The organism is Chrysiogenia bacterium, from assembly GCA_020434085.1.
GTDB lineage: Bacteria > JAGRBM01 > JAGRBM01 > JAGRBM01 > JAGRBM01 > JAGRBM01.
The window spans coordinates 1-22,663 of record JAGRBM010000043.1 but is presented as its reverse complement, the minus strand read 5'-3'; the positions used below and the strand labels follow the sequence as shown (position 1 = coordinate 22,663).

At 62.6% G+C, this 22,663-nt stretch carries 22 protein-coding genes; 7 read left to right on the top strand and 15 right to left on the bottom strand.

Features of this window, described 5'->3' with window-relative positions; genetic code table 11:
* The 3 genes from KDH09_01265 to KDH09_01255 all read left to right on the top strand — a co-directional run.
* A partial coding sequence (locus KDH09_01265) for an adenylate/guanylate cyclase domain-containing protein (GenBank protein MCB0218297.1) occupies positions 1–323 on the top strand: 323 nt, incomplete at its 5' end.
* A gap of 38 nt (positions 324–361) precedes the next feature.
* Positions 362–808 carry a hypothetical protein gene (locus KDH09_01260; GenBank protein MCB0218296.1) on the top strand — a complete coding sequence of 149 codons (447 nt, stop codon included), beginning with the start codon at positions 362–364 and terminating at the stop codon, positions 806–808.
* Between the two features lie 32 nt (positions 809–840).
* Positions 841–1,767, top strand: coding sequence for a hypothetical protein (locus KDH09_01255; protein ID MCB0218295.1), 927 nt, complete (start codon positions 841–843; stop codon positions 1,765–1,767).
* Positions 1,768–1,771: 4 nt separating this feature from the next.
* Here the strand turns inward: KDH09_01255 and KDH09_01250 are convergent, their stop codons facing one another.
* The 7 genes from KDH09_01250 to KDH09_01220 form a co-directional block, all read right to left on the bottom strand.
* Positions 1,772–2,650, bottom strand: a complete 879-nt coding sequence (locus KDH09_01250) for a hypothetical protein (protein MCB0218294.1) — start codon at positions 2,648–2,650, stop codon at positions 1,772–1,774.
* 69 nt (positions 2,651–2,719) lie between these two features.
* Positions 2,720–3,133 carry a PIN domain-containing protein gene (locus KDH09_01245; GenBank protein MCB0218293.1) on the bottom strand — a complete coding sequence of 138 codons (414 nt, stop codon included), beginning with the start codon at positions 3,131–3,133 and terminating at the stop codon, positions 2,720–2,722.
* 7 nt (positions 3,134–3,140) lie between these two features.
* A complete protein-coding gene (locus tag KDH09_01240; protein ID MCB0218292.1) occupies positions 3,141–3,536 on the bottom strand; it encodes an AbrB/MazE/SpoVT family DNA-binding domain-containing protein in 396 nt (131 codons plus the stop codon).
* Between the two features lie 95 nt (positions 3,537–3,631).
* Entirely contained in the window at positions 3,632–5,653 is a 2,022-nt protein-coding gene (gene uvrB, locus KDH09_01235; protein MCB0218291.1) for an excinuclease ABC subunit UvrB, read from the bottom strand.
* Positions 5,654–5,736: 83 nt separating this feature from the next.
* Positions 5,737–6,285, bottom strand: a complete 549-nt coding sequence (locus KDH09_01230; protein ID MCB0218290.1) for a hypothetical protein — start codon at positions 6,283–6,285, stop codon at positions 5,737–5,739.
* Between the two features lie 28 nt (positions 6,286–6,313).
* Entirely contained in the window at positions 6,314–7,426 is a 1,113-nt protein-coding gene (locus tag KDH09_01225) for an AI-2E family transporter (GenBank protein ID MCB0218289.1), read from the bottom strand.
* Positions 7,423–7,902 (bottom strand): cyclic nucleotide-binding domain-containing protein, encoded by a 480-nt coding sequence (locus KDH09_01220; protein MCB0218288.1) that lies wholly within the window; start codon positions 7,900–7,902, stop codon positions 7,423–7,425. Before KDH09_01220 ends, KDH09_01225 begins: the two co-directional genes overlap by 4 nt.
* A 282-nt stretch (positions 7,903–8,184) precedes the next feature.
* Between KDH09_01220 and KDH09_01215 the strand changes: the two genes are divergently transcribed.
* Both KDH09_01215 and KDH09_01210 read left to right on the top strand, forming a co-directional pair.
* Entirely contained in the window at positions 8,185–9,678 is a 1,494-nt protein-coding gene (locus KDH09_01215) for a hypothetical protein (GenBank protein ID MCB0218287.1), read from the top strand.
* Positions 9,679–9,886: 208 nt separating this feature from the next.
* Positions 9,887–11,185 (top strand): hypothetical protein, encoded by a 1,299-nt coding sequence (locus KDH09_01210; protein MCB0218286.1) that lies wholly within the window; start codon positions 9,887–9,889, stop codon positions 11,183–11,185.
* A gap of 65 nt (positions 11,186–11,250) precedes the next feature.
* On the opposite strand, the gene cysS is transcribed toward KDH09_01210, so the two are convergent.
* Together cysS and KDH09_01200 are read right to left on the bottom strand one after the other, a co-directional pair.
* Positions 11,251–12,732: a cysteine--tRNA ligase gene (gene cysS, locus KDH09_01205; GenBank protein MCB0218285.1), complete on the bottom strand. Its 1,482-nt coding sequence runs from the start codon at positions 12,730–12,732 to the stop codon at positions 11,251–11,253.
* Positions 12,733–12,742: 10 nt separating this feature from the next.
* Positions 12,743–14,212 (bottom strand): glutamate--tRNA ligase, encoded by a 1,470-nt coding sequence (locus tag KDH09_01200; protein ID MCB0218284.1) that lies wholly within the window; start codon positions 14,210–14,212, stop codon positions 12,743–12,745.
* A 146-nt stretch (positions 14,213–14,358) separates the two neighbouring features.
* On the opposite strand from KDH09_01200, the gene KDH09_01195 reads away from it, so the two are divergent.
* The gene (locus tag KDH09_01195) at positions 14,359–15,180 is read left to right on the top strand and encodes a hypothetical protein (protein ID MCB0218283.1); all 822 of its coding nucleotides are present in this window, start codon (positions 14,359–14,361) and stop codon (positions 15,178–15,180) included.
* A 46-nt stretch (positions 15,181–15,226) separates the two neighbouring features.
* On the opposite strand, the gene KDH09_01190 is transcribed toward KDH09_01195, so the two are convergent.
* The 5 genes from KDH09_01190 to secA form a co-directional block, all read right to left on the bottom strand.
* Complete coding sequence (locus tag KDH09_01190; GenBank protein ID MCB0218282.1) at positions 15,227–15,652, bottom strand: hypothetical protein; 426 nt, start codon at positions 15,650–15,652, stop codon at positions 15,227–15,229.
* Positions 15,649–15,822 (bottom strand): hypothetical protein, encoded by a 174-nt coding sequence (locus KDH09_01185; GenBank protein MCB0218281.1) that lies wholly within the window; start codon positions 15,820–15,822, stop codon positions 15,649–15,651. The genes KDH09_01190 and KDH09_01185 overlap by 4 nt, the downstream gene beginning before the upstream one ends.
* Before the next feature lie 89 nt (positions 15,823–15,911).
* Positions 15,912–16,433 carry a GNAT family N-acetyltransferase gene (locus tag KDH09_01180; protein MCB0218280.1) on the bottom strand — a complete coding sequence of 174 codons (522 nt, stop codon included), beginning with the start codon at positions 16,431–16,433 and terminating at the stop codon, positions 15,912–15,914.
* Complete coding sequence (locus KDH09_01175) at positions 16,434–16,742, bottom strand: DUF1778 domain-containing protein (protein MCB0218279.1); 309 nt, start codon at positions 16,740–16,742, stop codon at positions 16,434–16,436. It lies immediately after the preceding gene.
* A gap of 151 nt (positions 16,743–16,893) precedes the next feature.
* Positions 16,894–19,575 (bottom strand): preprotein translocase subunit SecA, encoded by a 2,682-nt coding sequence (gene secA / locus KDH09_01170; GenBank protein MCB0218278.1) that lies wholly within the window; start codon positions 19,573–19,575, stop codon positions 16,894–16,896.
* A gap of 358 nt (positions 19,576–19,933) precedes the next feature.
* Between secA and KDH09_01165 the strand changes: the two genes are divergently transcribed.
* Positions 19,934–22,048, top strand: coding sequence for a hypothetical protein (locus KDH09_01165; GenBank protein MCB0218277.1), 2,115 nt, complete (start codon positions 19,934–19,936; stop codon positions 22,046–22,048).
* A 3-nt stretch (positions 22,049–22,051) separates the two neighbouring features.
* Here the strand turns inward: KDH09_01165 and KDH09_01160 are convergent.
* Positions 22,052–22,663: alpha/beta hydrolase (locus KDH09_01160; GenBank protein ID MCB0218276.1), on the bottom strand; the 612-nt coding region annotated here is incomplete at its 5' end.

Genomic DNA, 22,663 nt, shown 5'->3' with positions numbered 1-22,663 from the left:
GTCGTTCGATGGTTCACCGCATCGCCGCCCTCAACAAATCGGGCACCCTGCCCGGCGCCATTCAGGTGGGCATCGGCGTTGGCATTCAGGCCGGATCGGCCATTCTTGGCAACGTGGGCTCGGAGTTCCGCAAGGAGTTCACGGCCCTGGGCGCGCCGGTCAATGTCTCGGCCCGCCTGCAGGCGCTGGCCGGACCGGGCGAAGTGGTCGTCCATGCGAGCTTTGCCAAGGACCTCGGCGACGTGGCGCGCTTTGAATCCATCGGCAAGCACGAGCTCAAGGGCTTTGCCGAGCCGGTGGAAGTCTTTCGCCTCATTGATTGATTCGGCGCCCGCAAGCCCGCCCCGAACAGGAAATCGAAATGGAACAGCCGACGAAAAGGTGGCACCTGCCGCGACTGTGGCAACTGCTCTGGCTTCTGGGATTCATCACGACACTGGGACTCAGCGCGTTCTTTCTGACGTGGGTGGGCATCTCCATCCAGGCGGCCAAGTGGGAACTGCTCGGCGTCACGCTCCCGGCGCTCATTGCCAGCGCGGGCAGCCTCTACTGGCTGGCCACGCGCATCAAGACCGTGCTGGTGAGCGACCACAGCCTGATCCTCGAAGCCGCTGCCTTCGAACGCGAGATCGAGTTCGATGAGATCGACCGCATGGGCCTTGTTCCCCGTCGCAAGGGCTGGATCGTGCTGATCCTGCACAAGGGCGGCGGCGGTACTTCCCTCAAGGCCCGCACCCGCGACTGGGCCGATCTGATCGCAAGGCGCGGCAACATCCCCATGGACATCGAAGGCGCAGCCGCGTCCTGATTTTTTCTCGCCTCAACGGCTAGACTGGTCCCATGCATTCGCCGCACCAGAGCAGCGAGGCGCCGCATCTGCACGTGCGTCGCTGGGGCCTTGCCGCGCTCCTCAGCGCGGCAACCTACGCGGGCATTCTCATCCCGCTGCAGGCGGTGGAGATCCTCCACTTTCGTATCTACGAAGTGAGCTATGAGCCGCCCCTGCATTTTGCGGTGGCGGCGGCAACGATCACTGCGCTGGGTTGCGGACTGGGCATCGCCATGGGCGGCATCGGATTCTTTCGCGAGGCGCTGCTCAATCAAAAGGACCGGCCCTGGCCGTGGTGGACCCCCATAGCCGCGACCGCACCCGTCGCACTGGCGAGCCATGTGCTCGACTCGCTGCTCCCGGTGGGGCTGCCGTTGCTGGCCCATGTGGTCGCCGGTGGCAGCACTTCCGAGCGCCGCTGGCTGCGATTGGGCGCGCTGGTGAGCCTGTGCCTGGCACTCGCGCTCTCCAATCCGGTGCGCTACCTCTATGCCCAGCGCGTGGTGCGCATCTTCCACTACCACCGGCTTCGCTACATGGATCTCTGGGTCTCGGCCCGCCGCCCGGGGGAGACGCCCCAGCGCAGCGAGGGCTACCTGACCGAAGTAGAGGACTTGCCGCTGCGCGACGGGGAGCTGTTCTGGCTGGGAATCGATTCGATCACCCACGACCCCTGGGGCAATCCCTATCACTTCGATACAAGCCGCTGGGTTGCTGAAGGGCACGTGCGCCCGGACTTCGGTCGCTGGAACGTGGACTACACCTTTTCGAGCCTGGGCGCCGACGGCCGCCGCGGCGGCACGGGCTCGGACGCCGACATTCTGCCCGAAAACGTCATCCCCGCCGCCGATGTGCCCCCCAAGCGCCCCGCCGGCTGGGACAACGCGCCGGGAATGCCGATGCCGGGGGGCCCCGCAGAGCCAACCGACGATCAGTAAACTCTCAGACCTTCCGCCCGCTTTTGGTTTCCAGCAGTTTGAAGGCGGCGCTGGAGATGGCGCCTTTGACATTCTGGCTCTTGGCGAGGATTTTGAGTTTCTGCGGCGGAAGCTGGCGCAGGTAGCTGACGGCGAGCTGGGTGTTGGTCTTGGGGTTGCGGATGATGTTCCAGCGGATGGTGGGGTCGTTCATCCACTGCTTGTTGGTCGCAATCTGACGAATGACCTCTACGCTGACCGTGGGCATCTTGGAGATCTGGTCGATCTCGGCGTTGGTGATGCGCGGGTTCTTGAGTACGTACTGATGGACAAGCGGCTGGGGGTCCTTGATCAGCACGGCGCGGGCGGCCTTGCCCCCCTGCATGGCGAGCTTGATCTTCTCGGGGATGCTCATCTCCTTGACCTGGACGTAGACGCTACGCGCCTGGTGCGCCCGGCCGGTGGCGTGCTGCTGATGAAGGATCGACTTGTCGACCTCGGCCCGCTCTTCTTCCACCGGCGTGTCGTCGGAGAGCAGCATCTCATTGAAGACTGCGTCGTCTTCTTCGGTCTTGAAACGCACGGGCGGTGTTTCCCCACGCAGGACTTCCGTAAGATAGGCCTCCAGCCCGCTGCGCACATCGTCGGGCAGTGGGTCGAGCGTGAGATGTGCGCCGATGGGATTTTCCGCCGTCAGGCGCGCGACCTTACCGAAGATTTCGAGGCGGTCGTCGTTGACGGGAAAGAGCAGCACCGCGCTGAGCGCCTTGCCGGCAGGGGGGAACTGCTCACCGGGCAGGAACAGCTCACCACGCATGATCTGGCGGGTGTAGGTATCGACGAACTCCGTCGCGTCGAGAAAGGTGACGTGGTAGCGCTGCTCTTCGAGGTGATCGACCTGCATGGGAGGTGGCTCCGCTGTCCCTGGACAGTCCCCAAAGTCTAGGCAGCAGTCCCCGGCAGGCCAAGGCGCTCAGGGCAGCAGTTCAAAGGCATCGCAGTGCTCAGGACGAAAGAGAGAAAAATCACGCCGGTCGACTGTCAGGATGCGCTCAATATCCAGGCGCTCGGCCAACGCCATCACCGACGCGTCGACAAAACCCAGCTTCGCATCGGCATACTGCGCGAGGATCTCACTCACGCGCACCAGATCGCGATGCACCAGGTTCTTTACCTTTACCTCGCCACTGGCGCAGGCGCTCACAAATGTGAGCTCGGCCTTTGGACTCAGATGTGTGTGAAGAAGGTAACAGGCTTCGGGAATCACGCTCACAGGAACGAAGAGTTCCTCGCGGGTGGTGCGCACGAAATGATCGACACGTTCGTGCCAGGCATCGCGACGGTCCGCGATGGCGTAGACCGCACCGGTGTCCATGAGAATGGGCAAGTGAGTGTTACTTCCCGAAGCCCTCGGCCAGTAGTTCCTCGGCACGCTCGGAGACGTCCGTGCGACCGCTGTCCCCAATTCCAGAGAATGAGAGTTTCATGGGTTCAGCCCCCTGGGCCTCCATGGCCGTTCGAAGTTCTTCGGGCAGCGGCCCGCCCACGGGCACGGCCACCGCGGGCCGAAGCAAAATACCCCCGGCGAGTTCTTCTGCCACGAGCAGGGAGTCTTCGCCAATTCCAAGCCGCCGGCGAAGCCGCGCGGGCAATACCAAAGTGCCGCGCTTGCCGACACGGACAGTAGTCTGCTCAACCGGCGTGGGCAGATACGCCACAGCCGCTTCTTCGATGCGGTCCGCCCCTTTGGCAGAGTCGTCCGTTGGGTATTTTTTTGGTCGCTTCGCCATCTTGAACGGAATGCTAGCAAAATCCAGATAGTCTGTCAATCAGAGTATCTGATATTCAGTAATTCCGATAATCTGCCAATTTAGCACATCGGCACTTAGCCCACCCGCAGCTCGAACTCGCGCAGACGCGAAATTTCGTCGCGCAGCTCGGCGGCCCGCTCGAAGTCGAGGTCCTTGGCAGCCTTCTTCATCTCGGCTTCGAGCTTGTTCACCCGGGCGGGAATTTCCTTGGGGCTGATGTATTCGGCCTGATCCTCCGCCACCTGCAGGGGACCGGTCACATCGACGTAATCGGCCGTGTAGATGTTCGCGAGCAGGTTCTTGATCTCGCTGCGCACGCTCTGGGGCGTGATGCCGTGCTCTTCATTGTAGGCGGTCTGCCGGGCGCGGCGGCGGCTCGTTTCTTCCATCGCGCGCTCCATCGACCGGGTGATGGTATCGCCATACATGATGACGTGTCCGTCCAGGTTGCGCGCGGCACGGCCGAAGGTCTGGATGAGCGCAGTCTCCCCGCGGAGGAAGCCTTCCTTGTCGGCATCGAGAATGGCAACGAGTTCCACCTCGGGCAGGTCGAGCCCCTCGCGCAGCAGGTTGATTCCCACGAGCACATCGAACTCCCCGAGCCGGAGCTGGCGGATGATCTCCACACGCTCAAGTGAGTCCACATCCGAGTGCAGGTAGCGCACTTTCACGCCGACCTCATTGTAATACTCGGTGAGATTCTCGGCCGAGCGCTTGGTCAGTGTGGTTACCAGCACGCGGGCCTTGCGGGCGACGATCCTGCGGATCTCTCCGAGCAGATCGTCCACCTGGCCACCGGCCGGGCGCACTTCGACAACGGGGTCTACAAGGCCCGTGGGACGAATGATCTGCTCGACCACCTCGCCGCCCGACTGTCGCAGCTCCCAATCTGCAGGCGTCGCGGAGACGAAGACTGCGTTGCGAATTTTGCCCTCCCACTCCGCGAACTTGAGCGGGCGATTGTCGAGCGCCGACGGGAGACGGAAGCCGTACTCCACCAGAGTCTCCTTGCGCGAACGGTCCCCCTTATACATGGCGCCGATCTGCGGCACCGTCTGGTGCGACTCATCGACAATGAGAAGAAAATCCTTCGGGAAGTAATCCATCAGCGTCGGCGGGGCCTCGCCCTCCTCGCGTCCGGTCAGGTGACGCGAGTAGTTCTCGATGCCCGGGCAGGTTCCCACCTCGGCGAGCATTTCGAGGTCGTGCAGCGTGCGCTGTTCCAGGCGCTGGGCCTCGACAAGCTTGTTCGCCTTGTAGAGCACTTCGAGCCGGTCGCGCAGCTCGGCCTTGATGGCCTCGATGGCACGCATCCTGGCCGCGGGTTCCACCACGTAGTGGGTCGCCGGATAGATCGCGACTTTCTCCAGATCCTTCACCCGGCGGCCCGTCAGCGCATCGACCTCCGAGATCCGGTCGATCTCGTCGCCGAAGAATTCGATGCGGATGGCAATGTCTTTCTCCCACGCGGGAAATACTTCCACCACATCGCCGCGCACGCGGAAGGTACCGCGATGAAAGTCGAACTCGTTGCGGTCGTACTGGATGGCAACGATCTTTCGCAGCACCTGATCGCGGGTGATCATCTCGTCCTTCTCGATAAAGCACATCATCCGTTGATAGGCATCGGGCGAACCGATACCGTAGATGCACGAGACGCTGGCCACGATGATGATATCGTTGCGCTCCAGAAGTGAGCGCGTAGCCGAGTGACGAAGCTTGTCGATGTCGTCGTTGCGCGAGGAATCCTTCTCGATATAGGTGTCGGACGTCGGGATGTAGGCCTCGGGCTGGTAGTAGTCGTAGTAGCTGATGAAATACTCAACGGCGTTGTCGGGGAAGAGTTCCTTGAACTCACCGTAGAGCTGCGCGGCCAGCGTCTTGTTGTGGGCCATCACCAACGTGGGGCGCTGCCACTGCTCGATGACATGGGCCATGGTGAAGGTCTTGCCCGAACCGGTCACTCCCAGAAGGGTCTGCGCGCGGCGGTCCTCGCGCAAGCCCTTCATCAGGCTCTCTATGGCCTGGGGCTGGTCACCGGCGGGCTTGAACCCGCTGACGAGCTTGAAGCGGTTTTCCTGTTTGTATTCAACCATCTGGACGTGTGCTCACTTCCCGAACGATTTCGGGAACCTCGCAGTATAGAACACTTTCGATGCAGGAAACCGGAGAACTGGAGCTAGAAAAAGATGCCTGCAAAGAACTCCGGATAGAATTCCTCGCGGCTGTCGGTGGTCACGTTCATCAGGGCGCCGCCCTGAATGCCGAAACCGGGCGCAATGTGCCAGACGAAGCCGCCGCCGAAGGGAATGACCAGCGCGGTATCCGTGCTCGCCAGCGTGGGCGGAATCGCCGTGGGGTTGGCGTCATAGTCGAAGATGATGGCACCGGCGCCGGCCTCGGCGTAGATCTCGAACGGGCTGCTGCTTTTCTCGCCCAGCACCGTGCCCATCCGAAGCAGCATCCGCAGGTTGTAGACCTTGATATTGTCGGTAAAGCCCGCCGTGACCGCCGGACCGACCGCCAGGTGATCGGTGAAGTAGTAACGCGCGCGGCCGCTCACCGAGAAGCCGCTCTCATCGTCGAGGATGAAGGCGCCGACGCCAAGCTCACCGTTCCAGGTGCCCGCGCGATCGAAGCGACCGGCATGGGCACGGCCCGGCAGGCCGAGCACGAGCGTCGCGGCAAAAACCATCAAAACCAGAAGTTGCGTAGCGGTTCGGTTCAAGGATGTCTCTCCTGCGGATTCCGCGATACTAGATGATGACCCGCTCGGGTGGCAGGGCGACCGAACGATCAGGATCGGCTGCAAAGCGATAGCGTTCAAATGAAATCTGCAGCGAGACCTGAATGATCACGGTCACCGGCACGGCGATCACCATGCCGATCAGTCCCAGCACGTGGCCGCCGATGAAGACCGAGAGCACCACCAGCACCGGATGCACGTGGGCGCCGGCGCCGACAAGCAGCGGCTGGAGCAGCCAGTCGTCAAAGGTCTTCACCACTGCGAACACAATGGCCACCTGCACCACCAGCCAGCCCGAGGCATCTGCCTGGAAAATGGCCGCCACGGTCGCGACGCTCCACCCAAGGACCGGACCCAGGTAGGGGACCAGATTTCCGATGCCCGTAATTCCGCCCACCAGGATTGCGTAGTCGAGACCCGCTACGCCGAGCCCCAGCGCCACCATCGTGCCGACAAGCAGCGCGTCGATCACCAGGCTGCGCAGGTATCCACCGAGCGAGACATTGAACTCGCGCATCAGGCTGATGACGGTCTCCACTGAGCGGTGCGGAAGCGCGTCGTAGAGTTCCTGGATCCAGCGCTCGCCATCGCGAAGCAGGAAGAAAACAAAAAACGGGAGCAGCATCACCATCACGAGGGATGTCGAGTTGCTCGCCATCCATTTGGGAATCGTTCCGCCCAGTCCGGCGATGTTGGCGTTGAGTCCGTCGAAGAGTTGCTTGACCAGGTCATGCCCGCCAAGGATCGGGTATTCCTGCGCGGCCATTTCCTCGATGCGTAGCAGGGTCAGCTTTGCGCTCACCAGCGCGGTGGGAAGGATCTTCTGCAGGCGCTCGATTTCATCGATGATGACGGGCAAGGTCAGCACGCCGACCCCCACGATGATCAGCGTGAAAAACACCGTGAGGACGGTAACAGCGACCTCCCGGCGGACCGCCCGCGCTTCGAGCGCCAGCACCAGCGGATTGAGCACATAGGCCGCGATGATCGCCACCACAAACGGCAGCAGGATGTCGCGCAGCAGGTGGAAGGCCCAGCCGGCCACCAACGCGGCGCCCAGCAGAACGCCGAAGCGAATCCAGCGCTCGATCCGTGCCTCGGGCGAATCAGAAACCGGGGTCATTCGCTGTGGCCCTCGCGCGAACGGGCGAGCTCTTCATTCATACGCCGAAGCTGGCCGGAGAGCGCCTGCGCGATGGTCCGCATCACCGGCATGCCGATGTCCGCGCGACGCTCGATCAGAGTATCGAAGTCTGTCTTGTAGAGAATCAGAACGTGGGTCGGCGCCAGCACCTTTGCGCCGGCCGAACGCGGCAGGGTATCGAGCAGGGCGAGCTCGCCGAAGTAGCTGCCCGACTCCAACGTGACGAGGACGATTTCCTCATCGCCGCCCTTCACTTTCTTGGTGATGTTGACCCGCCCCGAAAGCACGAGGAACAGGGCCTTGCCCATGTCCCCCTCCTCGAAGATGGTCTCGCCCGGCTCGTATTTGCGCTCCACACAGTGTGTCAGCAAACGCCCGGCCTGAAGGGCCGAGAGCCCACCAAAAATCGGCACTTCCATCACAAAGGAAATGCGCTCCTGGGTCTGTCGATGCACCAGCGGTGCGATCAACCTGGAACTCAAGCTACCGGCCATGGCGGGCAGAATACTCGCCCCTGCGCTGCCCAGCAATCACAGCCTTGCAACATCCGACAGATTCCGCACTGTCCCGGTGTGCGAGTGGACCCCGGCCCCAGAACCCGCCCCAGACGGGGAGAAACGGGCCCCCCAAGAAAATTCCGGTCCATTCGGCATTTGGGGCCAAAAGCCGCTATGATGCCGCCGATTCCTGGGGGAGTGATTCTCGGGACTGAATTCGGGGAGGAGAGTTTACTCATCATGAGAACCGGACACTTGTGTTCGCGTGCTTTTGCGCGTGCCTTTGGCGCCATTCTGGCCACGTTTCTGGTCGTACTGACCAGCAGTTGCGGGGATTCACCGCTGTTTATTGGCCCACTGGCGACTTATCAAGAAATCGACGTGCGGGTCGCAAACACGATCCCGCTTCCCGGTGGCGGCTGGCTCTACATCCCCGCAGGCGCGGCAACCGCGCCCGGCAACCCCGGCATCATCATCAGCGATCACGTGCTCATCACCATCAGCATCGAAGATGAAGCGACGCCCCAGGATACCTACGACGAAGAAGACATGCTGGTGAAGAATTCCTTCACCGGGATGCTCTCCTTCGGCCCCGCGGGCCTGAAGTTCTCCCCGGCTGCGACGGCCTGCTTCGTCTTCGACGCAGAAGACGCGATGCAGGCCGCCGACGCCCAGCTTTTCTGGACCAACCAGGGAACCGATGTCTTCGCCCCGATCATGGCCAATACGGGCTTCCCGGCGCTCTATACGGACGACGACGAAGAGTCGTTCACAAACCCGAACCCCAACCTCGACAACTGGGTGTTCTGCGGCGATGTCAGCCACTTCAGCCGCGGTTATATCGGCGACCGGAACCGCGATGCCAACAGCAGCGACATGGGCGTGGGCGATCCCGAGACCTTCTTTGCCAATGCCGAGGCCACCTACGACTACGACGCCAATGACATCAACCTGACGGGCGATGCGACCTTCATCAACAACGATCCCTATGCCATCACCGTCGTCGACGCGACCTCGATGACGATGCCGACGGTCACCATTCCGACCGAAGGAGCCGACCTGGTGTTCGATTTCGGCGCCGAGATCGACGATGCCTTCGTCACGACGATCTTCTACGACCGCGTCACCATGGTACGCAATGGCTGGGAACTGGTGGTCGAGAAGCCCATCATGCCCGGCGGCCCGCTGTTCTTCGTCCTCTCGGACACCGACGCGGCCAACAACGGCATCATCTGGCGATTCGACGCCACCGGCACGGTCGGCATGGAAGGCCCGCTCTATACCAACGGCATGGGATTCGTGGTCGAGAACGACCCCTATGAAGAGCCCATCACGCTGGTCACCGACAACGACAGCGTGCAGGACCCGATCTACACGGCCTGCTCGGCGGACGCCTCGGTTGCAATCGCCGCCAACGGCACCGCCACCCTGGATGTTTTCACCGGCGGCCAGCCCCAGTCGGCCAAGGGCGGCCCGACCGACACCTACATTTTCGACTGGAACTTCGATTCGACGGTCGGCACGCAGATCCCGCCGTCGGTCTTTGTCGACAGCGATGTGATTCAGAGCGTGATCTGGTGCGAACCCGATTGCGGCGCCACGCCCCGCGACGAGCTCCTGCTGGAATTCACCAACGAGACCTTCTCGCTGGGCACCTTTACGCAGATTACGGCCGATGGCTCGATTTCCTACGATTTCGACCCGGATGATGCCGCAAGCTGCCTGGCGCCCTAACGCCGCATCGGCATTGATTCTACGCAAAGGCCGCCCCAGAGGCGGCCTTTGTTTTGCGTGAAATGGCGACTTCCGGCTGTTTTCCAGCGGAAAATTGGGGTACAGCCAAGGGACCATTCTTGGGCTAGAGTGCTGCGCGGCTGCCCGGCAGCCGTTTCGGTCTTCGGGGGAAGGCCTCTAGCCTGGATTCGGGGAGGAAGTTCTCATCATGGATTCGATCCGTCGTGCGCCCGCTGGACTACGTGGGTGGTTTATTGCTCTGGCCTTTTTCGTGACACTGACGACCGGCACGGCCCGCTGCGGCAATGACCCGATCATCATCACCACGAAATCGGAAACCATCACCTCTGCCGAAGGCGGCGAGTTCCGGTTTCTGGACGCGATTCTGATCTTCGCCCCGGGCGATCTGGCCTCCGATACGGAGATCACCATCAACCTGGAGGGGAAGACTCCCCAGGGCTCGCGCTCGTTCACCCAGCTCTATTCCTTCGAGCCCGAGGGTCTGGTCTTCGCCAACCCGATCAAGGTGTGCTTCGAGTTCAAGGCCCAGAACCCCAACGTGGCTTCGACCTCCGGCCTGTTCTGGACCAACCTGAATTCCGCAAGCTTCAGCCGCCAGACTTTTGAAGAGACCCTTCTGCCCTACAACCCTGAAGAAAACATCTGGCGACGCTGCGCCATCGTCAGCCACTTCAGCCAGGGCTATCTGGGCAACAATACCGACAACCCCAACGGCCCGAGCGACGCCGATCTGCTTTTCCAGGGCATCGACGTGAAGGTCGACCTCATCGCAAATGACCGCGACGACACCATGGACGACACCTTCACCGACGGTGAGAGCTATGAGATCCTCGTCGACCAGAGTGGCTCGGTTCAGCTTCCCGGCGACATGGCCAATCTGGATTTCCAGTTCGATCCCAACATCGACCGCTTCGAGACAGAGTTCACCGGCCGCGTCGCCATTCCCGAAGACGGGCTGATGGCGACCATCTACCGCGAGTGGGGCATTCTGCAGGTCATCCGGGTGGCCGACGACAACCCGCAGTTCTGCCTGCTGATCGACGATACGATCACCTGGGACTTCCCCGAAGACGCCGCCTGCGTGGGCCTGGACTTCGGCGAGGCCCCCGACCCCGACGGCGGAGGCAGCATGACCGGCGGCGCCTCGTCGTTCTTCAGTGCCAACGCCGCGAACTACATGTATGTGGCGAATGATACCGCCGATTCTGGCGATATGACCTTTACCGAGACCAATACCTACAGCATCAGCGTCACCGCCGGCGGCGTAATTTCCGTCGAGGACGATGCAATGAATACGATCAGCTTCACTTTCGACGAAATGACCGACACCTACGATGAAGCCGTCAACGAAACCAACGTCATCATTGTTGAGGGCGGTTGGCAAGTGATTATGCAGAAGCCCACCGGTCAGCCCGTGGAGTTCTTTCTGAGCATCGACCCGCCCATGATCGGCGGCCCCAACTGGCACTTCGCCCCGGCGCCGTAAGCGACGAAACCGTCTACAAAAAAGGCCGCCCATCGGGCGGCCTTTTTATTTCTCTCATTGGAAGCTCAGGTGCGCCAGCGCCACTCGGTGCCGCCGGGGCCGTCCTTGATCTCGACATTGTGGGCGGCCAGCTCGTCGCGGATGCGGTCGGCCTCGGCGTAGTTCTTGCCGGTGCGGGCGGCGTTGCGGTCGGCGATGAGCTTTTCGATCTCCGCCGGGCTGATCTCGGCCTCGTCGGCGACGCGGGCTTCGAGCTCGGCCAGGAATTCCTCGGCCGGGCGCGAGAGGATCCCCAGCACCTTGCGCGGCAGATCGAGCGCATTTAGAAACCCGCGACAGATCTTGCAGGAAACCGGGGTGCACTCGAAGTTGTGGGCGAACAGGTAGCCGTTCACCTCGCCGCGCAGGGCCTGCACGCGTCCCAGGGCGCCTGCGCTGTCGAAGTCGTTGTCCATCTTCTCCTCGAACTCCGCCGGCAGCGCGGCCAGCCGTTCCAGAAGTGCGGTCTCTTCCTCGGTCGGCTCCGCCGGCCCCTTCATGTTCGGGCATTCCTGCTCAAGGATGCGCTCGCAGGCACGGATGGTTTCGTAGAGCTTGCGCAGGCCCGACTCGGCGTCGCGCACGTAGTCCTCGGCAAAGTCGATGGGCTTGCGATACTGGGTCCCCAGAATGAAAGTGCGCAGCACTTCCGGGTGATACTTCTCCAGCACGTCGCGCAGGGTGAAGAAGTTGCCCGTCGACTTGCTCATCTTCTGCTTGTTGAGCACCACCATGCCGTTGTGAATCCAGTATTTGGCGTAGTGGTGGCCCGTGGCGCCCTCGCTCTGGGCGATCTCGTTTTCGTGGTGGGGAAACACGAGGTCGTTGCCGCCCCCGTGAATGTCGAAGCTCTCTCCGAGGTGGCTCATGCTCATGGCCGAGCACTCGATGTGCCAGCCCGGGCGGCCCTTGCCCCAGGGAGAATCCCAGGCGGGTTCGCCGGGCTTGGCAGACTTCCAAAGCGCGAAGTCCATCGGGTTTTCCTTGAGCTCATTGATGTCGATGCGCGCGCCGCTCTCGAGCTCGTCGATGTCCTTGCCCGAGAGCTTGCCGTAGCCGTCAAACTTCTTCACGGCGAAGAAGACATCGCCGCCCGATTCGTAGGCCGCGCCCTTTTCGATCAGCCGCTCGATGAGCTTGATGATCTGCGCCATGTGCTCGGTGGCCTTGGGCTCGATGGTCGGCGGCTGCAGGTTGAGCGGTCCCATGTCCTCGTGATAGGCCGCGATGTAGCGCTCGGCGATTTCTTCGGAGGTCGCGCCCTCTTCATTGGCACGCTTGATGATCTTGTCGTCGACGTCGGTGAAGTTGCGGACGAAGGTGACGTCGTATCCCTTGTATTTGAGGTAGCGGAAAATGACGTCGTACACCACGGCCGAGCGGGCGTGTCCCACGTGCACGCGGTCGTAAACGGTCACGCCGCAGGCGTACATGCCGACCTTGCCCTCATGAAGTGGTTCGAAGTCTTCTTCCTTGCGGGTCAGCGTATTGTAGAGGCGGAGGGCCATGGTGATCGTCCTAGTCGTCCTGATGAAGCTGGGCCAGCGCGCGTGAGACTCGCTCGCGCACGCGTTCACGCCCCAGCAGCGTAATCAGATGTTTGAGTTCCGGTCCGCCGAGTTTCCCCGTGAGCGCCACGCGGAGCGGACCGTACAGCTTGCGTCCTTTAACCTCCGAGACTTCCTTGCGCAATGCCCCAATGAGGGTATCGCCGCACCAGTCTTCGGCGGGCACTTCCTCGTTCACGCCGGCGGCGACGCGAAGAACCCGCAGGGCGGTCTCCTCACCGAAGACTTCGCGTTCTTCCTCGGCGACGTCGGTCCAGCCCTCTTCGAGCTCGCGGGCAGCGGCCTCAAGCTCGCGCCAGTCGCGCACGTCGGTCTGGAAGGCCCCGGAGAGCGCCTCATCGAGCACCGGGGTCTCGGGATAGGTGATCCCGACGTCGGCCAGCCGCTCGCGGGCCTGTCGGACGAATTCCTCCAATGAGAGATCGCGCACGTGGCGACCGGCAACGTATTCGAGCGCGCTCGCATCCACGCGGGCCGGGCTCTTGGAAATCTTGCTGAGGTCGAAGCTCTCGATGAGTTCTTCCTTGGTCATGTCCCCCTTGGCGGCGGGCGCATACCCCAGACCGGCCAGATAGGAGAACAGGGCGTCGGGGGGTACCTGCCGCTCACGCAGGGCTTCCAGGGTGAAGGAGGGATCGCGCTTGGCGAGCTTTTTTCCTTCAGGATCGAGCAGCAGCGGCAAATGGCCGAACACCGGCGGCGCCTCCCCCAGGGCCTCGATCAGCACCGCCTGTCGCGGCGCGTTCGAGAGACCGTCCTCGCCCCGGAGCACGTGGGTAATCTGCATCCGGGCGTCGTCTATTGCAGATGCAAAAAGATAGGGAAAGGTTCCATCGGTTCGCATCACGACGAAGTCGCCCAGATCGGCGAGGTTGAACTTCACATCGCCGCGAATGAGGTCTTTGACGATGTAGTCGCCGCCGGGAAGGGCAAAACGCCAGGTGTGTTTCTGCCCCTGGTCGATGCGATCCCTCGCCACATCGGGGTCCAGCCCCCTGCAGGTGCCCGGATAGCGCGGGGGCTCGCCCTTGGCGGACTGCTGGCGCCGGGTGGCTTCGAGCTGTTCCTGGGAGCAGAAACAGGGATAGACCGCCCCGTGCTCGCGGAGCTCTGCCAGCGCCTGCTTGTGGATCTCAAGCCGCTCGTCCTGGCGATAGGGACCATAGGGACCGCCCATCTTCGGGCCCTCTTCCCAGTCGAGTCCCAGCCAGTGCAGGTCGCTCAGAATGCTGTCTTCGTAGGCCTCACTGGAGCGAACCGTGTCCGTATTCTCGATGCGCAGCACGAAGGTGCCGCCCTGATTTCGCGCGTAGAGCCAGTTGAACAGGGCTGTGCGGGCGCCGCCCAGATGGAGGGGCCCGGTCGGGGACGGGGCGAACCGCACACGTACGTGGCGGCCGGAATTTGGTGTTCCTGTCACGGCGCCCCAGCCTAGCGATGGCCACAGGTGTGGTCAAAGGCCCCCGAGCCCACCGGACCGGCCGGCCGGAGGGGGCAAGTTGCCGCAACCCTTGACGAATCGCGCTGCGTGGCGCCATCATTCGGCCCATGACTAAAGTAAATTACTTGAATTTTCGCACCCTCCTCGCTCTGGCCCTCGCCCTGTTTGTCGTCACGACCAGTGGCTGCGTGGCGGTCCAGCGAGCGAAGGTGGTTTCCCCCGTCTCCGGCGATGTGGAGGGCCCGCGCAGCTTTGACGAGCTCTCCCGCCAGGTGCGTGAGCAGTCCGAAGAGCTGCGCCTGCTGGCCATCCGCACCCGCGGCCTCTATCGCTACTACACCAACCGCTACCGCGTGCGGGTCCGCGTCGAAGAAGACGGCACCGTTTCCCAGGTGGATCTGCTCGAGCGCGACTTCATGCTACCCGAATTCGAAGACCGCTTTCTCGAAATCGTGAGCGAGTTCCACTTCGATGAGTGCGAGTGCGAGCCCGTCGAGTTCGTCTACACCTTTGAGTTCTACCCGGAAGCTCCCGACGGCGCCCTTGAGCACGCGGCAGAGCGCGAGAAGGCAAAGATGGGGCAGCCGACGCAGATGGAGCAGTCCATGAACGGCCCGGCCGAAGAGGCCGCACCCGAGGAGATGGAAGAGCCCGAGGCCGGCATGGAAGAAGTTCCAGCCGACGCCCCCGCCCCGGCTGAAGAGATGGAAGAGCCCGCCGACGAGGATGCCGATCAGGCGATGCCCGAAGAACCCGCATCCGAAGAGCCTGCCGCGCCCGAAGAGTCCATGGATGAAGAACCAATGAGCGAGGACGCCGCGGCCGAGGAATCCGTCGAGGAGCCCATGGAAGCGCCGGCCGAAGAGGCCGCGCCCGAAGAGATGGAATCGCAGGGAATGGACGAGACCGATCTGGAAGAAAATTCCTCGCCGCCCAAAGAGCAGTAGAAATCAACGCACAATCAAAAAAGGCGGGTCGATGACCCGCCTTTTTTCATGGCTCCCAGCCCTCAAGCAAATACCAGCGTTCGTAGTCTTCGTCGAAGAGCCAGACCTGGGTTCGCACTTCTTTTTTCACCTCCGTGGAGGGAAGCCGGAAATACTCGAGCGAGACGATGACGTTGGCCTTCTTGGGCTTGTCCTCGGGCATCTTGTCGAGTTCGTCCTCGGTCGGAAGCACACGGATCTGGGAGTTGGTGAAGTGAACCTTTTCCGCGTCGTTGGTGATCCACCCGACAAAGGCCGCGCGCTTGGTCGGATGAATGCGACTGGCTGCGCCGTCGTAGTCCTTGAGCTCGACCTCGCGAAGGAACTTCATGACCTGGATCTTGAGTTCCTCGGGATGATCGGGCGCCTTGGCGCCGCAGCCCGCGCACAGCAACGCTGCCAGAACGAGCAGTGCAGCGCGTGCGCGCCTCATGCGGCGGCTTCTTCCTGAGCCGCTTCGGAGTCGCCCCCGCCCTGAAGCTTGCTGACGTTCTTGGCAAGCAGGCTCAGCGCAATGGAAGCGCCGCAGACGATTCCAGCGTAAATTCCGCCGAAGATGATGAGGGCGCCGACCAGGCCGCCACCGACAGTATCGTGAATCATGATTTCTCTCTCCCGCGCCGCCCGCTACCGGGCGGCTTGCTTGTCGCTGACTCTAGCCCCTCCTGCCGGGGAGCTTCAAGGCTGGGCCGCTAGTCTGCCTCAATCAGCAGTTCCAGAGTTCCCATGGGAAGGAACAGATGAAGCGAGCCGTCAAAAAAGCGCAAAAATCCATATTTCTCATAGAATGCGGCGGCGGTCTCATCCTTGGCATGGACCACCAGCGCCTTCGCGGGCACCTGGCTGGCTGCCCGCCAGGTTCGGTCGATGGCGTCCATGAGAAGCTGCCTGCCGATTCCGCGCCCCTGGTGCCTTTGGTCGACCGCCAAACGTGCGAGCAGTATGACCTGTAACGGTTTCTTCGGCATGCGCCTGCGCAGGGCGGCAGGCGCATCCTCAAATGGCAATGACAAGGCGGTCAGAGAAGAGTACCCAATTGCAACCGCAGGACTGTGCCTCTCCGTAGCAACCCAAACCTTGGCCAGGCCTTTCCGCTGCGCTTGCCCGGCCTGATTGGCAAACCATTGATCGAGCGCCGCAACGCCGCAATTGAATGACGCGCGGTCAATGTCCTCGCAATCCGCCAGTGAGACTACGATTGGCTTTTTCTGCACTTATTCAGCCGACTGGGAATCCCGGTATTTTTTGAAGGCTCGCTTCAACGCCTCATTCGGCTCGGGAGGATTGGCGAGCGCTTCGAGAAACGCGTCGCGATCAGCATCGCTGAGCACCAGCGTATCGGGCGCAAGAGGGTCTCGTTCCACCCGCGGACTGAGCACGATTCTGGAATTTTCAATATGCACGGCAAAACCGCTCAGTTGCCCTAAATGGCGCTGCAGCTCCTTAATGAAACTACCCAATCCCACGCGGCCCTTGTCATCGGGTCGGAGGATCTTTTCGGGGCTTGTAATCGCAGTTCCCATCAATACCACCTGCTTTCGCAACGCAATCAACGCAGTCCATGGTATGCAAGTGGGAAATATAGTCAAGTGGGATATCCCACCGCCGCTGGGCGCGACTTTCCCGGACAGGATAATCTCTGTTATTTCAGATAGTTATGCGTAAGAGCCAGCGCTACTCGCCGGCGTCGGCGGCGGGCTCAGCGCCCGCCTTGCCGTGGCAGTGCTTGTATTTCTTCCCGCTTCCGCACCAGCAGGGGTCGTTGCGGCCCACTTTTTCCTGGGTGCGCCGCATCGGCTTCTTCTTGGGCGCTTCCCTGGGAGCGTCGGTGTCGCCGCCGTGGCTAGCCGCCAGGCGCTTGACCGCTTCGGCGCGCTTGGCGCGCTCTTCTTCGATCTCTTCCTCACGGCGAAGACGCACGTGGAACAGGTCGCGCACGGTGTTCTGCTTGATCGTGCCCACCAGCTCGGTGAAGAGCCCGAAGGCTTCCTTCTTGTAGACCTGCTTGGGATCGACCTGCGCGTAACCGCGAAGCCCGATGCCTTCCTTCAGGCGATCGAGCGCCAGCAGGTGGTCCTTCCAGGCGGTGTCCATGTTGACCAGCCAGCGCCATTTTTCGAGCTGGCGAAGCGTATCGGCACCGATCTCCGCCTCGCGGTCCTTGTAGTGCTTGCGCAGTTCCTCGTTGAGGAAGTCGAAGAACTCGGAGAAGTTCCGGTCGCCGGCGGCTTCCTTGGTGAGGTTGATATCCCAATTGAACGTGACGCGCAGGGCGTCGTTGAGCCCCTCGAGATCCCAGTCCTCGACGTAGCCACGCTCATCGCAATGGGCGAGCGCAGTGGTCTCCAGAACATCCTCGACAAATTTCCAGATGTCCTCGGAAACGTCCTCGACTTCCAGCGTCTCCCGGCGCTGCGTGTAGATCACCCCGCGCTGGTCATTCATCACGTTGTCGTATTCGAGCAGGTGCTTGCGAATATCGAAATTGTGGCCCTCGACCTTGCGCTGGGCATTCTCGATGGCCTTGTTGAGCCACTTGTGCTCGATGGCCTCGCCCTCTTCGAGTCCCAGGCGCTCCATCATGCCCTTGATGCGGTCGCCGCCGAAGATGCGCAGCAGGTCGTCTTCGAGCGAGAGGTAGAAGCGCGAGGCACCCGGATCGCCCTGGCGTCCCGAGCGGCCGCGGAGCTGGTTGTCGATGCGCCGCGATTCGTGGCGCTCGGTACCGACGACCCGCAGGCCCCCGGCGGCGAGTACCTTTTCCTTGTCGCGTTCGCACTCGGCCTTGGCCGCCATCAGCTCGCGCTGGTATTCGGCCTCGTCCTCGGGATCGCTGCAACGATGGAGCGCGAGGGCCTCGGGATTGCCGCCGAGCATGATGTCGGTGCCGCGTCCGGCCATGCTGGTCGAGAGCGTCACCGCCCCGCTGGAACCGGCCTGCGCGATGATCTCCGCCTCGCGCTCATGCTGCTTGGCGTTGAGCACGTCGTGGGAGACACCCGCCTTCTTGAGCGCGCGCGAAAGGAGTTCCGATTTCTCAATGGAAGTGGTGCCTACCAGCACGGGTTGACCGCGCTCATGGGCTTCGCGAATGTCTTCGATGATCGCCTCGTCGCGCTCCTGCTGGGTCTTGAAGACCAGGTCGGCGTCGTCCTTGCGAATGATCGGCCGATGCGTGGGAATCACGATGACTTCGAGCTCGTAGATCTGGGCAAACTCCGCGGCCTCGGTATCGGCGGTGCCCGTCATGCCGGCGAGTTTGTCGTAGAGGCGGAAGTAATTCTGGAAGGTGATCGACGCGAGGGTCTGGTTTTCCTTCTCGATCGTAACGCCTTCCTTGGCTTCAACGGCCTGATGGAGTCCGTCGCTCCAGCGTCGGCCCGACATCAGGCGCCCGGTGAATTCATCGACAATGATGACTTCACCATCGCGCACGACGTAGTCGGTATCGCGGTGGTAGAGCGTGTGGGCGCGCAGCGCCTGATTGACATGATGGATGATCTCGATATTGCTGGCGTCATAGAGGTTGTCGACGCCGATGAGCCCCTCGACCGCCTCCACGCCTTCGTCGGTGAGCTGCGCGGTGCGCGCCTTCTCGTCGATGACGTAATGATCTTCGTTCTTGAGCCGCGGGATGACGCTGTTGATCTTGTAGTAGAGATCGGTCGTGTCTTCGGTCGGGCCGGAGATGATGAGCGGCGTGCGCGCCTCGTCGATGAGGATGGAGTCCACTTCGTCGACGATGGCGAAATTGAGCTCGCGCTGGGCGTAGGCCTCGATGCGATACTTCATGTTGTCGCGCAGGTAGTCGAAGCCGAACTCGTTGTTCTGTCCGTAGGTGATGTCGGCCCGGTAGGCGGCCTTGCGCTCCTCGTCGGAAATGCCGTGGACGATGACGCCCACGTCGAGCCCGAGGAAGCGGTAGACCTGCCCCATCCACTCGGCGTCGCGGCGGGCCAGGTAATCGTTGACCGTGACCACGTGAACGCCCTTGCCGCTCAGTGCATTGAGATAGACCGCCAGGGTCGCGACCAGCGTCTTGCCCTCACCGGTCTTCATCTCGGCGATCTTGCCCTGATGGAGGACTATGCCGCCGACGAGCTGCACGTCGAAGTGCCGCATCCCGAGAACGCGCACGGCGGCCTCGCGGGTGACGGCAAAGGCCTCGGGCAGCAGGTCGTCGAGGGTCTCGCCCTTGGCGAGCCGCTCGCGGAACTTGAGCGTCATTCCGCGGAGGTCGGAATCGCTCAAGGGCTTGAACTGGGCTTCCAGCTCGTTGATGCGCGTGACCACGGGCTGGAGGCTCTTGATGTAGCGCTCGTTTCGAGAACCGAAAATCTTCTTCAGAATGGACATGGGATGGTGCGGAGCCGCCCGAAATGTAGAGGCGGTCCGCCGATCAGGGCCGGAGAACCGCCTGAAGTTTCGGCATCTTATACCCCAGTGATGCCCACCGCGCAAAGATCGCCCCCCGATCGGCCGGAGAACCCTGTAAGCCATTGTAAAGAGGGTGCCGGGGCGATTGATCGGGCCGCCAAAGGGCCGATATACTCGGAAAAACGTAGGATTCCCGCGAGGTTGGATCGGCTGGGCCCGGCAATGGGGGCAAGGCCCTGGTCATACAGATCGGCGGCAGACTTGCCGGCATTGGGACGGGACTCCCCACCGCGGGCGTAAATTTATCGTGAACACACGCTTTCACAGAACTCTGGCCTTGCCGATCATCCTGGCGCTTGCCCTGCTGCAGGCGTGCACGCAGGACATCGTCGTTCCCTGGAGCTACGTCCGCGTCGGCGGACTCGAAAACAATCAGGCCTTTACCCCGGTGCTGCTCGATGAATCGACTGTCGCAATCCGGAGCGCCGGCGGCGACGGGCTTTTTCGTACCCGCGATGACGAGCTCGTGATCGTCTACCTGCCGGGCGGCCGCGTGCAGCGCGTGCCGATTCCGTTCCTCTCCGCCTCCGAAGAGAGCCAGCCCGTGCCGGTCAGCCCGACCACCCTGGTACTGGGCGTTGCCGCGGCGCAGCCCCAGATCTCCGCCGTGGGCGTGGGCCTGGCGATCAACAATTTTCGCTACAGCCTGACCATCGACAATCGGGTGGTCTACTACACCTCGGGCGGCGCAGCCTCGAACGATGAAATTCTCATGGGGCTCGCCAGCGCCATCGGCGCCACCCCGCTCAACGTCACAACCAGCGTGCAGCAGGAGCGGCTCATCATCCGCTCGGCCTCGGCCACGGAAACATTTGCCCTGAGCGTCGGGACGAACCTGGAAACCCTCCAGGTCGAATTTGTGAGCGTGGGTTCCATTCTCGATAATTCGGCCTATCGCGTAAGCATCAACGACGTGGACTTCGAAATCGCCTCGGGCGCGCCGGCCGATGCCGCCGCAATCTCGCTGGCACTCACCGACGCCATCAACCTGGGCATCCAGCCGCTCATCGCGCTCGACGAAATGGGCGCGATCGTGCTGATCGGCGATGACCCGGCCGATCCCTTCGTTGCGACCGTTCCGAGCAACGGGCGGCTCAACCTGATTACCGGATCGGCGGCCTTTGGCGGCTATGACGACGCGCTGGCCGTGGTTACCGGAATCGGCGGCACGCAGGCCCCCTCGGTCTCCATCCTGACCGTGGGCCCCATGCGCGGGGAGGCCTCCCACCCGGCGGTCATCGACTCGGGCAGCGTGGCGCTCACCATCGGCAGCGATGCGACCTGCCCCGGGAGCGCCGCGAATCCGGCGCTCGGCGATATCGACGACGCATTCGTCGTGGTAACGGGCCTTGGCGGCACCCCCGCCCTCTCAAGCAGCGTGTGCCTTGGATATCTCTCAAGCTCAGCCCTCTCGCGCCCGGCCATTATCGGCGGGGCAAGCGGCGTAGCCGTTCTCGGCTCCAGTAACGTGGACGGCAACTTCGGCGACTCCACCGATCTCATCTATGTCATTCCCAGCCTGGGCGCGACGCCCGGGCCGGCAACCAGCCTGATGGCGGGCCCGCTCAGCGAATCGGTCGCCAGCCAGGCGATCTTCGTCAACGACCTGGGCGGCGGCGACCTGCGCGCGCTCATCTCCACCGGCGGCAACGACGGCCAGTTCGGCAACAACAACGACCAGCTCTCCCTGCTCTACAACCTTGGGACGGGCAGTCCCGATTTCTGCTTCATTCCGAGCCCCGGCCACCTGGCGGGCCTGAAGGGCCGCGCAGCGGTAATGGGTGACAACGCGGCCGTGGTCGCCGGCGTGGGGCTCGACCTGATGCTGGGCACGTCCGACGATGTCATCAACCACATCAGCTTCCTGGATGCCAACCCGCCCGAGACGGGCATGGATCTGGCCAACGAATGCGACGGCGGCGTGCTGAGTCAGACCCGGCAAGTGCGCTACCTGCCCACGTCCGACTCGGCCCAGCCGGTGCCTCTCTCGCCGACGATCGCGCTGGTTCCCACCGCGGGCGCCGACACGGTCTTTGCCAACAACGCCGCAGCCGACGATGAATTTGTCGTCCTGAGCGATCTCGACACGGACATGCCGCTCACCGATGGGCGCTTGATCATCGGCCCGCTCAGCCCGCTCGATGCGCGCGTGCGCATCTTCCCCGGGGCCACCGCGAACCTCAAAGTCCTGCTCCGCGGAATGGGGACCGAGGTCATCTCCATCACCGATCCCCTCGGCACGCCGAGCGTCAACCGCGTGGAGATCGATCCGATCTCGCGGGCCGGCGCCTCCACCATTCCGGTGGGCACAAACCTGGCCGTCACCACCCACCCCGGCATCGACGGGGTCTGGGGCACGGCGGACGATTCGCTGCTGATTATTCCGATCTGATTCTCAGAAAGTCTCGAGCCACTCGCGTACGATCCGGCCCAGCTCGGCCAGCCCACTCTGGAAGAAGTGGTCGGCCTTCGGGACAACTTCAATGATGACATCGTCGGCGTCGGCGAAGAGTTCCTGGAGTTTTTCGGGAGGGCCGAACTCGTCCATCTGGGCCGCCACCACGAGCGTCTTCACCTGGAGGCCGGCCATGAAGGCGCAGTCCATGCGTGCGACCGGCGGCGCAACGAGCAGCGCGGCCCGCGCGCGGGCATTGCCCAGTGCCAGCCGTGCCGCCGCGATGGAGCCGAAGGAATAGCCGCCGATGATGGCGCGCGGCTGATCGGTGGTTTCGAGAAGCTGCTCGAGCGCGTAGCCCATGTCCTCGACCGCGTAGTCCATGTCGGCGCTGATCTCCCCCGCCGAGGCCCCTACCCCGCGAAAGTTGAAACGCATGCTGGGAAAATCCTGTTTGAAGCACGCATAGGCCAGTTCGTTGAGGACCGTAACCTCCATCGAGCCGCCCATCATCGGATGCGGCGGGGCGATGACGACAGGCACCTGCGTGCCACGATGATAGAGCCCTTCGAGACACTGCTCGGGATCGGCGGTGGGAATGATGACCGGGCG